Below are 14282 nucleotides of genomic sequence, written 5' to 3'. Positions count from 1 at the left end.
CTCACGCCGACACACTCCAGGGGTCCGGGCCCGCATCGGGCTCCCAGAACCTAGCGAAGCGCCGGTCACTGCACAAAGCGGACCGGTCACCCAGCGTGGCGTGCCCGCTCAGCCGGCCCGGTACCCGAAGGCGCGCGCCGTGTTCGCGGCGAGGGCGCCCGCCAGCGTGTCCTCGTCGACGCCCCGTACCGCGGCCATCGCGCGCACCGTGACCGGCACCAGGTAGGGGGCGTTCGGCCGCCCCCGGTAGGGCACCGGTGTCAGGAACGGCGCGTCGGTCTCGACCAGGACCAGCTCCGCCGGGGCCACAGCGAGGGCGTCGCGCAGGTTCTGGGCGTTCTTGAAGGTGACGTTGCCCGCGAAGGACATGTAGTACCCGGCGCTCGCGCACGTCTCGGCCATCTCGGCGTCGCCGGAGTAGCAGTGGAAGACGGTGCGCTCGGGGGCGCCCTCCTCCTTGAGGATCCGCAGGACGTCGGCGTGGGCGTCGCGGTCGTGGATGACGAGGGTCTTGCCGTGCCGCTTGGCGATCTCGATGTGGGCGCGGAAGGACCGCTCCTGCGCCTCCTTGCCCTCGGGCCCGGTGCGGAAGTGGTCGAGCCCGGTCTCGCCGACACCCTTGACCTGCGGGAGCGCCGCGAGCCGGTCGATCTCGGCCAGCGCCTCGTCGAGCGCCGCGTCCCCGCCGGGCTGCCGCGCGCCCTGCCGGGACCACCCGTCGGGGTCGCCGTGCACGATGCGGGGCGCCTCGTTGGGGTGCAGCGCGACGGTGGCGTGGACGGCGTCGTACGCGGCGGCGGTCTCGGCGGCCCAGCGGGAACCGGCGAGGTCGCAGCCGACCTGGACGACGGTCGTGACACCGGCGGACGCGGCCTTGGCGAGCGCCTCGTCCACCGTGCCGGACTGCATGTCGAGGTGGGTGTGCGAGTCGGCGACCGGCACCCGGAGGGGCTCGGGGAGCGGAGGCGCGGCGTTCTTGTCGGACCGGCTCGAGGCGTTCGAAGGCATGCCTTCGATCCTACGAAAGCCCCGGGCGGGTCCGTGCCGGGTCAGCTCGCCCGGCGGTGCAGGTGGAGGGCGTGCAGCAGGCCGCTGAGGTGCCGGTGCCGGCGCCCGCCGGAGAGTCCGGGCGCTCCCGGTCCGGGCGTCTCGGGGACCAGCGGCACCTCCAGGGGGCCGGCCGGCGGCACGCGGTGGGAGCCGTGCGAGGCGCCGCGCACGGAGGCGACCCGCCCGGGGCGCATGATCCGTACGACGTGGTTGTCGCAGGTGGGGCAGGTCGGCCGGGTCAGCGGGGAGGGTACGACGCGACCGTCCGCGAGGTAGCGCACGAACGCGTTCCCGTCGCCGTCCCTGCGGTGCTCTATCTCGAAGGCCTGCTCCCAGCCGTGCCCGCAGCGCATGCAGGCGAAGGAGTACGCCTCGTGGACGACGGCGGTGGCACCGGCGTGCGGTCCGGTCCGTGCCGTGCTCTCGCTCATGCTCATCCCGGCTCCCTCGGTCCGTTCGCTTCTCTCCTTCCAGTGGACTCCTCCACGGAGGGGAAAGCACCAGGTGATGCCGAGTATTTGGGGCGTTTTGGGCTGCCCTTGGCCGGAGTGCCCGCCAGGTCAGGACCGGGTCAAGCGGAGCCCTTCGAATCCCCCTCCGGCCCTCGCGCCCCCGCGTTCTTGGCCGCCACCACCGCGTCGAACACGTCCCGCTTGGGCACCCCGGCCTGCGCGGCCACCGCCGCGATCGCCTCCTTGCGCCGCTCCCCCGCCTCCTCGCGCGTCCGCACCCGGCGCACCAGCTCCTCGGCGCCGATCTCGTCGGGGCCCCGGTCCGGCGCGCCCTCGACCACGACGGTGATCTCGCCCCGCACCCCCTCACCGGCCCACACGGCCAGCTCCCCCAGCCCGCCCCGCTTGACCTCCTCGTACGTCTTGGTCAGCTCGCGGCAGACGGCGGCCCGCCGGTCGGCGCCGAAGACCTCGGCCATGGCGGCGAGGGTGTCGTCGACGCGGTGCGGGGACTCGAAGTAGACGAGCGTGCGCCGCTCCTCCGCCACGTCCCGCAGCCGGGTCAGCCGTTCGCCGGCCTTGCGCGGCAGGAAGCCCTCGAAGCAGAACCGGTCCACCGGCAGCCCGGACAGCGCGAGCGCGGTGAGCACGGCGGACGGGCCGGGGACGGCGGTGACGCGGACGCCGCGCTCGACGGCGGCGGCGACCAGCCGGTACCCGGGGTCGGACACGGAGGGCATCCCGGCGTCGGTCACCAGCAGCACGCGCGCGCCGCCGGCCAGCTCCTCGACCAGCTCGGGGGTGCGGGCGGACTCGTTGCCCTCGAAGTACGACACGACACGCCCAGCGGGCGCCACGCCGAGTGCCTGGGTGAGCCGGCGCAGCCTGCGGGTGTCCTCGGCGGCGACGACGTCGGCACCGGCGAGTTCCTCGGCGAGCCGTGGCGGAGCGTCCCGGACGTCGCCGATGGGGGTGCCCGCGAGTACAAGAATTCCAGTCACTCGCCCATCCTCCCAGCACCGCCCGGACGCCCCGCGAAGCGCCCGGTGGGGGCCATGCGCGGGACGCGCACAGCGCGGTTCCCTACGATGGCGCGGTGACCAGTACCGCGTCCTCCACGGACACCCGGCAGGGCCAGGCCCCGCACGACGAGCGGCCCACCTGGCAGCAGCGGCTGCGCCGCTTCGGCTACACGGCGGGGCCCTCGGCCGGCGACGTCCGCGACCGGCTGGTGCCGCCGTACACGAGCCCGAGTCCGCGCCTGTGGGCCTTCCTGGGCCTGTCGAAGCCGGTCGCCGACCGGATCCTGCGCTGGTCGGCGTGGGGCGGGCCGCTGCTGGTGGCGCTGTTCGCGGGCGTGCTGCGCTTCTGGAACCTGGGCAGCCCGAAGGCGGTGATATTCGACGAGACGTACTACGCCAAGGACGCGTGGGCGCTGATCCACCGCGGTTTCGAGGTCAACTGGGACAAGAACGCCAACGACCTGATCCTGAACTCGGGCGGCGACGTCCCGATCCCGGCCGACGCGGCGTACGTCGTGCATCCGCCGGTCGGCAAGTACCTCATCGGCCTGGGCGAGCTGCTGTTCGGCTTCGACCCGTTCGGCTGGCGCTTCATGACGGCGCTGCTCGGCACGCTGTCGGTGCTGCTGCTGTGCCGGATCGGCCGCCGGCTGTTCCGCTCGACCTTCCTCGGCTGCGTGGCGGGCGCGCTGATGGCGGTGGACGGGCTGCACTTCGTGATGAGCCGCACCGCGCTGCTGGACAGCGTGCTGATGTTCTTCGTCCTCGCGGCCTTCGGCTGCCTGGTCGCCGACCGGGACTGGGCCCGCGGGAAACTGGCCGCCGCGCTGCCCGTGGACGCCGACGGGATGGTCCGACCGGACGCGGACGTCGCCGAGCGCTTCCGCTTCGGCTGGCGGCCGTGGCGCCTGGCGGCGGGCCTGATGCTGGGCCTGGCCCTGGCCACCAAGTGGAACGGCCTCTACGTCATGGCCGCGTTCTGCGTGATGGCGGTGCTGTGGGACGTGGGCACCCGCAGGGTCGCGGGGGCGCACCGCCCGCACCTGTCGGTCCTGAAGTACGACACGGGCTGGGCCTTCCTCTCCACGGTGCCGGTCGCGCTGGCGACGTACCTCCTCTCCTGGCTGGGCTGGATCCTCTCCCCCTCCGACGGCACCGGCGGCTACTACCGCGACTGGGCGGCGACGGACGGGCGGCACAGCTCCTGGTCGTGGCTCTTCCCCGACTGGTGGCGCAGCCTGTGGCACTACGAGACGCAGGTCCTCGAATTCCACACCCACCTGACGTCACCGCACACGTACCAGTCGAACCCGTGGAGCTGGCTCGTCCTGGGCCGCCCGGTCTCCTACTTCTACGAGTCCCCGTCGCCCGGCTCCGACGGCTGCCCCGCCGACGCGGGCGAGAAGTGCGCCCGCGAGGTCCTGGCCCTGGGCACGCCGCTCCTGTGGTGGATCGGCTGCTTCGCCCTGCTCTACGTGCTGTGGCGCTGGGCCTTCCGCCGCGACTGGCGCGCGGGCGCCATCGCCTGCGCGGTGGCGGCCGGCTACCTCCCGTGGTTCCTCTACCAGGAACGCACGATCTTCCTGTTCTACGCCGTCGTCTTCCTCACCGGGCGCCGACCACGTACAACCAGTACGCCGGTCGACGCCCGGCACTCCCCCAGCCTCCGGCCGGGGGGACCCCCAGAGCACGCACCTGACGCCGCCAGGCCCGCCCTTCGGGCGGACGACGGGAATGTGACGACAGACCCTAGCGGCGTCCCGGGCGGCACCTCGGCGCGCCCGCCCTCGCCCGCCCTCCGGTGCGTCTCACGGTCGGCCGGCCGTCCGACGGACGATGTCGACGTATTCCTCGACGAGAGCGTCATGCCGCGAGCTCCTCCAGGCAAGGCAGACGGGGGACGGGGCGAGGTCGTCGACGAGGACGTGGGTGATGTCGGGGCGAGCGAAATACAGGGCGGTCGAGAGCGGGACCACCACGACACCGCGTCCCGCCGCGACGTGTTCGAGCAGTTCCTCGATGCTCCGCGCGGCGACGACCGGCACCTCCGCCTGTTCTTCCGGCGACGCCGGAGAGCCGTCGCGCCGTTCGGGCACGCCGCCGAGGAGCATGCGCTCGGTCACCAGGTCGGCGATGTGCACCGTGTCGCGCTGCGCGAGCCTGTGGCCGGCCGGCAGCTCCACCACCCGCGGCTCGGAGAACAGCGGCTCGACGGACAGGCCGTGCGTGCGGACGGGCAGGCGCAGGTACCCGACGTCGACCTGACCGTCCCTGACGGAGTCGGCCCGATGCAGGAAATCCATGCGGAGCACCTCCACGGATACTCCGGCGTGGCGCGCGGCGAACTCGCGAACGGCGGGGGCGACGGGCACGCCGGGCGTGAACCCGACCGTGAATCTGCGCAGGCCCGCGTCGGCGTCGCGAACGCGCCGGCGGGTGGCTTCCGCCGCCGCGAGCAGACTGAGAGCCTCTTCGTGCAGCGCCCGGCCGGCCGCGGTGAGCCGCGTCCCCCTGGTGTCCCGGTCGAAGAGAGTGGCCTTCAGATCGTTTTCCAGCGCACGGATCTGGCGGGACAGAACGGGCTGCGCGACGTGCAGGGCTTCGGCGGCACGGGTGAAGGACCCGTGCTCGGCGACTGCGACGAAGTAGCGCACTTTGCGCAGGTCCAGGTCCGGGTTCAGCACAAGTACCCCTGCCCTACGGTGATGCCCTCAGGGTATGACGGGAGCCGCAGAAGGTCTTGGACGGGCCGCGTCGGCCGAGCGGACGATGACGGCATGAAAATCATCTGCGTCGAAGAACACACGGTCGACCGGGAGATGGCGAAGGCCGCCGCGCCCGCCCTGCTGCGGGAAGCGCCTTACATGAGGACTCAGCAGGACGAGAACGCTCCCTGGCCGCGCGGCAGCGGCCATCCGACAGTCGTCTCGATGCGGGAGGCCGACGAACTGGCCGCGGACCTCGGCGAGGGCCGGATCAGGGCCATGGACGAGCACGGCATCCAGATGCAAGTGATCTCGTACACCACGCCGGCGCAACTCGCTCCCTCCGGCCAGGCCGTGGCCCTGACGCGGGCCGCCAACGACCGGCTCGCCCGCGCGATCAAGGCGTATCCGGACCGGCTGAGCGGCTTCGCGGTCCTGCCGTGGCAGGACCCGCAGGCGGCAGCGGCCGAACTGGACAGGTGCGTGGGCGAACTGGGCCTGAAGGGAGTTCTCATCGCGGGCCGCCCCGGGGGGACGTTCCTGGACGACCCGCGGTACGCGCCGGTACTCCGCAAGCTCAGCGAACTGCAGGTGCCCCTCTACGTGCACCCCTACCACCCGTTGCCGCAGGTGCAGGACGCCTACTACGGCGGCTTCTCCCCGGCCGTGAGCTCGTGGCTCTCGCTCGGCGCGTGGGGCTGGCACAACGAGGCCGGCGTGCACGTGCTGCGCCTCATTCTTTCCGGAGCCTTCCAGCGGCACCCCGGCCTCCAGGTCGTCAGCGGCCACTGGGGAGAGATGGTCCCGTTCTTCCTGCAGCGCCTCGACGATGCGCTGCCGCCGAAGACAACCGGTCTGCCGGAGACCATCACCGAGATCTACCGGCGCCATGTGTGGGTCACCCCGAGCGGTATCTGGGGGCTGCCGCACTTCGAGTTCGTGCACAAGGTGGTGGGGGCGGACCGGATCATCTGGTCCGTCGACTACCCGTATCTGGCGCTGGACGGGACGCGCGCGTTCATCGAGGAACTGCCCGTCGGCCACGAGGACCGGGAGAAGATGACGCACCTGAACGCCGAGAAGCTGTTCCGGCTCTAGACGCACCGGCCGCGGGCGTTGCCGGCGGAAGGCCGAAGAGCCCGACGACCGGTAGCCGGTGGGAAGGTTCTCATGGTGGGAGGGTTCTCATTCGGAGCGACCGGTGCCGACGTCCGCGGTGAGCGTGTCCCGGAGTGACGCGGCGACCGCGTGGAGACAGGACGCGAAGTCCTTCCGGCCGTGCGCGTCGATCCACCGGTCGAAGGCGTTCTGCAGGGCGATGGTGGCGAGCTGCGCCACCAGCCTCGCGCTCTCCTCGTCGGCCTGCGCGCTGCCGTCGTCGACGCCTCGCCGCAGGAGCGCGTCATGGATCGCGCCGGTGACCGCGGCGGACTTGGTGCGCTCCCGCTCCTGGAGTTCCGGGCTGGCGGCGATCACGGCCCGGCGTTCGGCGGTGCGGTCGAGGTGTTCGACGAGGGTGCCGCCGACCTGGGCGAGGGCCTCGAGGGTCGCCGACAGCGGGGAGGCGGCCGGGCGGGCGCCGAGGACCGCCTCGTGGATCGCGGCGGGCAGCCGTTCCGAGCCGGCGAACAGCACTTCGCGCTTGTCGGGGAAGTAGCGGAAGTACGAGCGGCGGGTGATCCCGGCCCGCTCGGCGATCTGCGTCACGGTCACGTTGTCGTATCCGTGCTCCGTGTAGAGCTCGAGCGCCGCTCGCGTGAGGCGCTCCTCGGTTCCGGGATCCCATCTGGCCATGGTCTGACGATAACAAGTGACGTCTCAGTGTGTCGTCAGTGCTAGAGTGGGTGATGACACAGTGAGACATCACTTGGCGGCCGGACGACCGCTGCGTTCCCGGAACGACAGGAACAGGAGCAGACCCATGACCGACACCACACCCGGCGCACGGTCCGGAGAGACCGGGGAGATCTGGATCCTCGGCGCCCGCGGTCGGATCGGAGGCGCGGTCGCCGCCCACCTCGCCGCCCAAGGACTCAAGCCGGTCCTGGTCGGACGCGAAAACGGCGGCGACCGGCTGCGCGACACCGCTGCGGACCTCGGCACACGTGCCGTCGTCGTCGACGGCGTCGACGGCATGGCCGCCGAGATCACCCGGCAGCGACCCGCCGTGGTCTTCAACGGCATCGGCAACTACGCCGAGACGGCCTCGCTCCTCGCCCGGGCCTGCATGCCCGGTGGCCACTACCTGGACCTGGCCGCGGACCTGACCGCCGTCCCCCGACTGCTCGACCTGCACGAGGAGGCCGAACGGGCGGGCAGCACGCTGGTGACCGGCTCCGGCTTCGGCGTGCTGGCCACCGAGGCCGTCGTGCTCAGGCTGTGCGAGGACCGCCCGACCCCCGTCGCCGTACGGGTCGACGCCCTGGCCTCCGTGTCCCTCGACGCGGGAGTCGTCGGCGCCGCCTTCGCCGCCTCGGTGATCGACACGTTGACCACCGGCGGCCGCCGCTACTCGGACGGCCGCATGGCCACCTCACGCCTCGGCGCCGATCTCCAGAACCTCACCCTGCCCGACGGCCAGCCGGCGAAGTCCGCGGGCGCTCCCACCGCCGAGCTCCTCGCCGCCCAGCGGGCCAGCAAGGCGCCGTCCGTCACGGTGACCACCGCGATGGCTCCCACCTCGCCCGTCATGCGGGCCCTGGCCCCGGCGGCCGGAAAGCTCCTGTCCATCGAGCCGCTGCGGCGCTTCGCCGTCCGCCGGATGGCCAAGGCCAGGATGAAGGACACCCCGCGCCCGCGCCGGCACTCCTGGGGGCACGCGGTCGTCACCTGGCCGGACGGCACCCGCCGCGAGGGCTGGCTGCGCGCCGACGACGGCATGGACTACACCGCCTCGGTGGCCGCCGCGGTGGCCGCCGGACTCGCCCGGGGCGAGGGCCGGCCGGGCGCCTACACACCCGGCGCCCTGTTCGGCGCGGGCCTCGCCGAGCGGGCGGGCGGACAGTTCCTCCTCCCCGACACGGCCCGCCCCGCTCCGGGCGGGACAGTCCTCGGCTGAGCGGGCACGGCCGGACGCGCCCGGGACCCGGCCCGAGCGGCTCGGGAGACGGGCGGTCAGCTGCGGAGGCCGCCCGACGCGGTCAGCCGTTCGCCGGTGACCCACCGGGCGTCGTCCGACGCGAAGAAGACCGCCACCCGCGCCAGGTCTTCGGGCCGGCCGAGGCGCCCGAGCGGGGTGCGCTGGACCATCTCCGCCTCGGCCGCACTCCCGATGAAGCCGGCCGCGTGGATACCCTCCGTCTCCACACCGCCCGGGGCCAGGGTGTTGACCGTGATCCCGCGGGAACCGAGCTCGGCCGCCAGCACGCGCGTCAGGGCGTCGACGGCGCCCTTGGTGGCGGCGTACACCGCCATACCGGGTACCGCGCGAGCGCTGTCCAGAGATCCGATGTTGATGATCGCGCCACCTTCGGGGCCGAAGTGCTTGAGCGCCTCTTGAGCAGTGAGAATCGGGCCGAGGACGTTGACGGAGAGCTGGCGGTCGATCCGCTCCGGGGTGGCCGACTCGAACGGCTCCGGGAAGTAGACCCCTTCATTGTTCACGAGAACGTCGAACCGGCCGTATGCGGCCACCGTCTCGGTGAGCAACCGCTCCACGTCCGCGGCGTCGGACACGTCGCCCTGCACCGCGACGGCGGACCCGCCGCGGGCCCGGATACCGCGCACCACGCGCTCCGCGTCACCGGCGCCCGCGGCGTAGTTGACCACGACGGACGCGCCGGCCGCGGCGAACTCCCTCGCGATCCCCGCACCGATGCCCTTGGACGCACCGGTCACGAGCGCGACCTTCCCTTCGAGCCTTCGCGCGGATGCCCGCGGAACCGTCTCGTCCTCGCTCGACCCGACCGTTCGACGGCCCATGATGCTCATCCCCGTCCGTGAGATGTCCGTGAGAGCGAGCCTTTCGGACGGACGTCTTCCGACAGACGTCTTCCGACCGAAACGACGACTCACTCGCTGAATGCGCCAGAGGCCCGTCGCACAGGCCTCATCCGGCGTTCCCGGACGGTAGAGCCCACGCAGCCATGCAAGCAAATAATGCCAATGCATGATTGACATAGACTTCTTCTATACACTCTTTCTCTATACCGTGCGGGTGCGTCACACCACGGCCAGCCGGTCCACCAGCAGTTCCACCCGCCGCCCCGCGTCCTCCGGCGGCAGCCGGCCCGCCCGGGTCAGGGTGGCCAGGCCGTGCAGGGCCGCCCAGAACACCTCGGTGAACAGGCCCGGACGGACGCCGTCCCCGGCGACCTCGCCGAGGCTCTCCAGCAAGGCGGCGAAGGCGTCCTTCAGCGGCTCGGGGGTGTCCTCCCGCGCGAACGCCAGGCCGCCGTCGAGCCGGAACATGGCGTCGTAGACCGCCGGGTTGCCCTCGGCGAAGTCGAGGTAGGCGCGGGCCAGCGCGGTGACCCGGGCGCGGGGGCCGTCCGCGACGGCGGTCGCGCCCCGCAGCGCCGCGGCCATCTCAGCGGCACCCTCGAGAGCGACGGCGCCGATGATCTCGCGCTTGCCGCGGAAGTGGCTGTAGAGGACGGGCTGGCTGTACTCGATGCGCTCGGCGAGCCGGCGGGTGGTGACCGCGTCCCAGCCCTGCTGCTCGGCGAGTTCGCGGGCGGTCGCCACGATGAGGCGCTCACGGCCCGCCCGTTCACGCTCCTTGCGTTCCTGTACCGACATGAGCCGATCCTAGCACCGCTAGACAATCGAGCGCCGACAAGATTAGCGTTGCTCCATCTCCTAGCGCCGCTAGATCAATGTCCGGAACCGGAACCGGAACCCGAATCTGATCCGGAAAGGATCACCATGCTCACCGCACTAGAGGTATTCACCACCGTGACCGTCGGGCTCATGGTGGGAGTGGAGTTCTCCGTCGCCTTCGTCATCAACCGGATCCTCGACGCCCTCCCCGAGGACAGCGCCCTGCTCGGCCGCGCCCACGGGGGCCGGATGCTCGGCGCCCTGATGCCGGTCTGGTACATCGCCTCGCTCGCGCTCAGCGCCGTCTGGGCCATCGCCGCATGGGGCGAATCCGCCGCGAAGCTCGTCGTCGTCGCCGCAGCGCTGCTGCTCCTGAGCGTGATCATGTCGGTCGCGCTGCTCGTCCCCATCAACAACCGGGGCAAGACCTGGACACCGGAGAACCGCCCCGACGACTGGAAGGAACAGGCGACTCGCTGGGACCGCTACCACTACGCCCGCGTCGCCGTCATCATCGCCGCCTTCACCCTGCTCGCCGCCGCCCTGGCGTGAGCACCCTGTCCATCAGGCGGTCGGGCAGGAACCGGGCGAGAGGGACGATGAAGGCGGCGTCCGTGCCGAGCGTGTAGCGCGTGCGCGGCCGAGCGGCCGTGACCACTCGGGCGACCTTGGCTCCGGCCTTCGCCGCGGGCAGGGCACGCTTGAGGAAGGCGGCGTTCGAGGCGACGGTCGACCTGACGAGATCACCGTAGAGACGCTGATGCTCGGCACCCATCCTGTCGGCAAGCCCGAGGGAGATGTCTCCGCTGTGAGCGGCCATCTCGGTCTGCACGCCGCCCGGTTGGACGACCACCACCTGGATGCCCTGCGCCTTGACCTCGCGGCGCAGGGCGTCGCTGGCGGCTTCGAGCGCGAACTTCGTCCCCGCGTACGCGCCGAAGATCGGGAGGGCGGCCACCCCGCCCACGGAACTGATGTTGACGATCCGGCCCCGGCTCTTCCGCAGAAACGGCAGGAGTTTCTGGATGACGGCGACGTGCCCGAACAGGTTCACCTCGAACTGCTCACGCCACGTCTCCAACGGCAGCGCCTCGACCGGCGCGTTGACCTCGATCCCGGCGTTGTTGACGAGCGCCCGCAGCACACGCCCCTCGGGGTCGCCGGCGACCCGCTCCGCGAGGGCGTCGATGTGCCCGGCCACGGTGATGTCCAGGGTGACCGGCTCGACACCCTCCCCCCGGACGGCGTCCGCCTCCTGCTCGGTACGCACCCCGGCAAGAACGTGGTAGCCCAACGAGGCGAGTTCGCGCGCCGTCGCGGCCCCGATCCCCGTCGACGCCCCGGACACAACGACGAGTTCGTTCTTACGCGCAGGGGGCATGACGGGAACGCCTTTCAGGGAGCGTGCACACGCCGACTCGACGAGCCGCCGCGAGTACCGGACACCCTCTGAATGTAGACACCGGCAACACGGTAGTCAATGACAACATCATCCAGGACGCGGGCAGCTCACTGCGGCCCAACAGCAACCTCGGCCCACACGGTCAGCCCTCCACCCGTACGCCCCGTCCCCCACCGAGTGGCCAGCGCATCAGTGATCAGCAGCCCCCGCCCGCCCTCGCACTCCGCTCCGGACACACCGGCCGACGCCGAGACCACCGGCTCACCACCGCCCTTGCCGTCGTCGGTCACGCCGACCGTGACGACGCCGGCGGTGAGGACACAGGTGACCACGACCGCAGGGCTGCCCGTGTGCTCCAGCGCGTTGGCGACGAGCTCGCCGGTGATGGCCACAAGGTCGTCCGCCGTGCCGGTCGACAGACCCCACGACCGGCAGGTGTCACGGACGTAGTGCCGTGCGGCACGAGCGGAGGCGAGGTCCTCGCCGGGGAGGGTGAGCAGGCCGTACGCAAGGACGGCCGGCGAAGCCCCGTCCGCCGGAACCGGCTCTTCCTCTCCTGGACGAGTTCCTCGGGATGCGGCGATGAACAGGGCATCCGCGAGCGCGTCCGCCAACTGGGCGGCCAGCCGGTGCAGTTCTTCGAACTCCGGTCGACACTCCTCCAGCACGTACAGCGCCCGACCCAGCAGCCGCTCCCCCAGCCCGAGCTGTACCGCTTCCATATGGTCCGCGAGCCGGGAAACGGGCCCAGTCCCGTCCGTGAAGAGCACGGCACTCCGCCCGTGCACGCCGACCCCGGGCAGGACCCGCACCTGATCCGTGCCGTCGCTCATGACGCCGCCACGCAAGCGTGGATGTCACGGGTGTCAAGGTCGACGCCGTACGTGGCACACCAGAGGATGTCGCGACGCAGCCGCTGGATGCGCATTTTCTCCTCGTGCTCATACGCGGCCAGGTAGGGCCTGACAAGTGGAGTGGAAGATCCGTCGATGCACTCGTGCGAACGCGGGACGGCGTTGAAAGGGCCATAGCGCGGAGATGACATGGCGCACTCACCCGCCGAGACCTCTGCAGTGCGTCCTTCCAGCGGTCTGCCCGTTCGACGCCCCCAGGGGAGGGCCACCCCTCGCAGCCAACGGATCAGGGATCGCGCCAACCCACTCATGTCTTCAACTCCTCGTCGCAGAGAAACGATGCGAGGGAAAACTCTCATGGGAATCCCGTAGCGGGCTGTTCCATGAGAGGAGTTCACTGATGTGGGTGATGAGAACTCGAATTTTCGGCCGCTGCTGCAGAGGGCCAATAAGGTCACGCCCGCTGGCCGCCCCTTGGCCGCCGCGCACAGACACAAGTGGAAGGGACACGAGATGAGTGCCACACAGACGGGCCCGGCAGGTCGCATGCAGATCGCACGAGGGCTGACCTCTCTTCGTGAACGCTGTGGCCTCACCCAGACACAAGTGGCGGCACGCGCGGGTGTCAGCACCACGACGGTCAGCCGGTATGAAGCGTGGCAGGACCGCGCCCGTATCCGCTGGGCCACGGTGAAGGCTCTGGCGGACGCATGCGACGCCACCCCTCAGGAACGCGAGGCCCTCGTAGCGGTCGCCAAGTCCCAGGCCGACGGCTGGTGGGTCGGCAACAGCGCGGTCCCGGACTGGCTGGACCCGCTCGTCTCATTCGAACAGGAGGCGGCATACGAGCACGTCTTCGCGAACACGGTCATTCCAGGACTGCTGCAGACGCGGGAGTACGCCCTCGCCATCCATCAAGCCAGAGAAGTCCGCAGTCCGAACGACAGCATCGAGCGGATGGTGGAAGCACGGATACAACGCCAGAGCATCCTCATGCGCGACCCAGCAGTGCACCTATGGGTGGTCCTGGACGAGGCGGTGCTTCGCAGGACGGTTGGAAACAGCGACGTCATGATTCAGCAGCTCAAGCATCTTCACGAGACGGCGGAGAGTCCCAACGTCGACATCCAGGTCCTGCCGTTCAGCGCGGGAGCACACGCCGCCGGTGCCGGGCACTTCGTAGTTCTCGGACGCGACGACGAACGGGAGCCCCTCAACTCCATGGCAGTCGTGTACATCGAGATGCGGCGCCGCGGGGTATACCTCGATGACGCGGAGGACGTCAGTGCCTATAAGTTGACGTTCGACTACCTTCGTTCTCAGGCTGCCGACGTCTCCACGTCGTCGCGGCTGGTCACCAGAACACGACAGGAGCTGTCCTCATGACCGGCATAGCGCCTTCCCTGATCGATCACAGCGGTTTGGAGTGGTTCAAGAGCAGCTACAGCGGCGGCGAGGGCAACGAGTGCGTCGAAGTCGCCGCCCAAAGTTCATGTGTAGGCGTGCGGGATTCGAAGTCGACTGGCGCGATCCTCACCTTCTCCGCTGACGCGTTCACCACGTTCGTCGAGAGCCTGGGGTCCCATCGATAGCGTTCACACGTCTGAGATACCTCCCGCTACCGTGAACCAACATCCGGAGAGGAGCGCCTCTGCCATGACTGCGGACCCTGCAGACTCAGGTCAGTCCCATCTCCCCTCCATGCGCACCATCGGTGAACTGCGCGCCGCCCTCACCATGGGCTACGGCTTCCCCAGCGACGCCGACGATTTCGAGGCCGAGCTGGCCCGCGAGATCAACCGTGCCGCCCCCGCCGATCTTTCCGGTGTCGTCCGCCTAGTGGAAGAGTTCCGCGGTCGGGTAATCACTCACCAGGATCCGGCCTTCAGCCCCTCCGTCGCCGCAGCCGTCGCAGAGATTCAGGCGACGCGGAGGGCTGGCCGGTGACCGATGGCCGGGAGTAGACGGTTGCCGAGATCACACAAGAGGCCCGTGCTCGCTGCCTGCGTCTCGGGGCAGGAGCCGTGGAAGCCGTC

At 70.8% G+C, this 14282-nt stretch carries 15 protein-coding genes and 1 pseudogene; 7 read left to right on the top strand and 9 right to left on the bottom strand.

The window, feature by feature from the left end:
* Nucleotides 1–108 precede the first annotated feature (108 nt).
* The 3 genes from IG94_RS0132990 to rsmI all read right to left on the bottom strand — a co-directional run bounded on the left by IG94_RS0132990 (nucleotide 109) and on the right by rsmI (nucleotide 2503).
* Nucleotides 109–1008 carry a TatD family hydrolase gene (locus tag IG94_RS0132990; protein ID WP_031045916.1) on the bottom strand — a complete coding sequence of 300 codons (900 nt, stop codon included), beginning with the start codon at nucleotides 1006–1008 and terminating at the stop codon, nucleotides 109–111.
* 41 nt (nucleotides 1009–1049) lie between these two features.
* Nucleotides 1050–1487 carry a hypothetical protein gene (locus IG94_RS0132985; protein ID WP_031045912.1) on the bottom strand — a complete coding sequence of 146 codons (438 nt, stop codon included), beginning with the start codon at nucleotides 1485–1487 and terminating at the stop codon, nucleotides 1050–1052.
* A gap of 134 nt (nucleotides 1488–1621) precedes the next feature.
* Nucleotides 1622–2503: a 16S rRNA (cytidine(1402)-2'-O)-methyltransferase gene (gene rsmI, locus IG94_RS0132980; RefSeq protein ID WP_031045909.1), complete on the bottom strand. Its 882-nt coding sequence runs from the start codon at nucleotides 2501–2503 to the stop codon at nucleotides 1622–1624.
* A 95-nt stretch (nucleotides 2504–2598) separates the two neighbouring features.
* Here rsmI and IG94_RS0132975 point away from each other — a divergent pair.
* Nucleotides 2599–4131 (top strand): annotated as a pseudogene (locus tag IG94_RS0132975) (dolichyl-phosphate-mannose--protein mannosyltransferase); the annotation flags it as partial.
* 201 nt (nucleotides 4132–4332) lie between these two features.
* Here the strand turns inward: IG94_RS0132975 and IG94_RS41080 are convergent.
* Nucleotides 4333–5178: a LysR family transcriptional regulator gene (locus tag IG94_RS41080; RefSeq protein ID WP_248783101.1), complete on the bottom strand. Its 846-nt coding sequence runs from the start codon at nucleotides 5176–5178 to the stop codon at nucleotides 4333–4335.
* A 51-nt stretch (nucleotides 5179–5229) separates the two neighbouring features.
* Between IG94_RS41080 and IG94_RS41075 the strand changes: the two genes are divergently transcribed.
* Complete coding sequence (locus IG94_RS41075) at nucleotides 5230–6327, top strand: amidohydrolase family protein (protein ID WP_078892524.1); 1098 nt, start codon at nucleotides 5230–5232, stop codon at nucleotides 6325–6327.
* 87 nt (nucleotides 6328–6414) lie between these two features.
* Here IG94_RS41075 and IG94_RS0132970 read toward each other — a convergent pair whose 3' ends face one another.
* On the bottom strand, nucleotides 6415–7023 hold the full coding sequence (locus IG94_RS0132970) for a TetR/AcrR family transcriptional regulator (protein ID WP_031045902.1): 609 nt from the start codon (nucleotides 7021–7023) through the stop codon (nucleotides 6415–6417).
* Nucleotides 7024–7150: 127 nt separating this feature from the next.
* Here IG94_RS0132970 and IG94_RS0132965 point away from each other — a divergent pair, with 127 nt between their 5' ends.
* The gene (locus IG94_RS0132965) at nucleotides 7151–8287 is read left to right on the top strand and encodes a saccharopine dehydrogenase NADP-binding domain-containing protein (RefSeq protein ID WP_052410978.1); all 1137 of its coding nucleotides are present in this window, start codon (nucleotides 7151–7153) and stop codon (nucleotides 8285–8287) included.
* Between the two features lie 56 nt (nucleotides 8288–8343).
* Here the strand turns inward: IG94_RS0132965 and IG94_RS0132960 are convergent, their stop codons facing one another.
* Both IG94_RS0132960 and IG94_RS0132955 read right to left on the bottom strand, forming a co-directional pair.
* Nucleotides 8344–9150, bottom strand: a complete 807-nt coding sequence (locus IG94_RS0132960; RefSeq protein WP_052410981.1) for an SDR family NAD(P)-dependent oxidoreductase — start codon at nucleotides 9148–9150, stop codon at nucleotides 8344–8346.
* Nucleotides 9151–9390: 240 nt separating this feature from the next.
* Entirely contained in the window at nucleotides 9391–9969 is a 579-nt protein-coding gene (locus IG94_RS0132955; protein ID WP_031045896.1) for a TetR/AcrR family transcriptional regulator, read from the bottom strand.
* Between the two features lie 126 nt (nucleotides 9970–10095).
* Between IG94_RS0132955 and IG94_RS0132950 the strand changes: the two genes are divergently transcribed.
* Complete coding sequence (locus IG94_RS0132950) at nucleotides 10096–10542, top strand: anthrone oxygenase family protein (protein ID WP_031045892.1); 447 nt, start codon at nucleotides 10096–10098, stop codon at nucleotides 10540–10542.
* Here the strand turns inward: IG94_RS0132950 and IG94_RS0132945 are convergent.
* Complete coding sequence (locus tag IG94_RS0132945) at nucleotides 10514–11371, bottom strand: SDR family NAD(P)-dependent oxidoreductase (RefSeq protein WP_052410977.1); 858 nt, start codon at nucleotides 11369–11371, stop codon at nucleotides 10514–10516. The two genes, IG94_RS0132950 and IG94_RS0132945, sit on opposite strands and share 29 nt — an antisense overlap.
* 128 nt (nucleotides 11372–11499) lie before the next feature.
* Entirely contained in the window at nucleotides 11500–12225 is a 726-nt protein-coding gene (locus IG94_RS42685; protein WP_063763426.1) for an ATP-binding protein, read from the bottom strand.
* Between the two features lie 423 nt (nucleotides 12226–12648).
* Here IG94_RS42685 and IG94_RS0132925 point away from each other — a divergent pair, with 423 nt between their 5' ends.
* The 3 genes from IG94_RS0132925 to IG94_RS0132915 all read left to right on the top strand — a co-directional run bounded on the left by IG94_RS0132925 (nucleotide 12649) and on the right by IG94_RS0132915 (nucleotide 14193).
* A complete protein-coding gene (locus IG94_RS0132925) occupies nucleotides 12649–13632 on the top strand; it encodes a helix-turn-helix domain-containing protein (protein WP_248783099.1) in 984 nt (327 codons plus the stop codon).
* Nucleotides 13629–13838 (top strand): DUF397 domain-containing protein, encoded by a 210-nt coding sequence (locus IG94_RS0132920; RefSeq protein ID WP_031045883.1) that lies wholly within the window; start codon nucleotides 13629–13631, stop codon nucleotides 13836–13838. The genes IG94_RS0132925 and IG94_RS0132920 overlap by 4 nt, the downstream gene beginning before the upstream one ends.
* 109 nt (nucleotides 13839–13947) lie before the next feature.
* The gene (locus IG94_RS0132915) at nucleotides 13948–14193 is read left to right on the top strand and encodes a hypothetical protein (protein WP_031045879.1); all 246 of its coding nucleotides are present in this window, start codon (nucleotides 13948–13950) and stop codon (nucleotides 14191–14193) included.
* The last annotated feature ends 89 nt before the right edge of the window (nucleotides 14194–14282 follow it).

It is taken from the genome of Streptomyces olivaceus, from assembly GCF_000721235.1.
Taxonomy (GTDB): Bacteria; Actinomycetota; Actinomycetes; order Streptomycetales; family Streptomycetaceae; genus Streptomyces; species Streptomyces olivaceus.
This window is presented reverse-complemented; position numbering and strand designations above follow the sequence as displayed.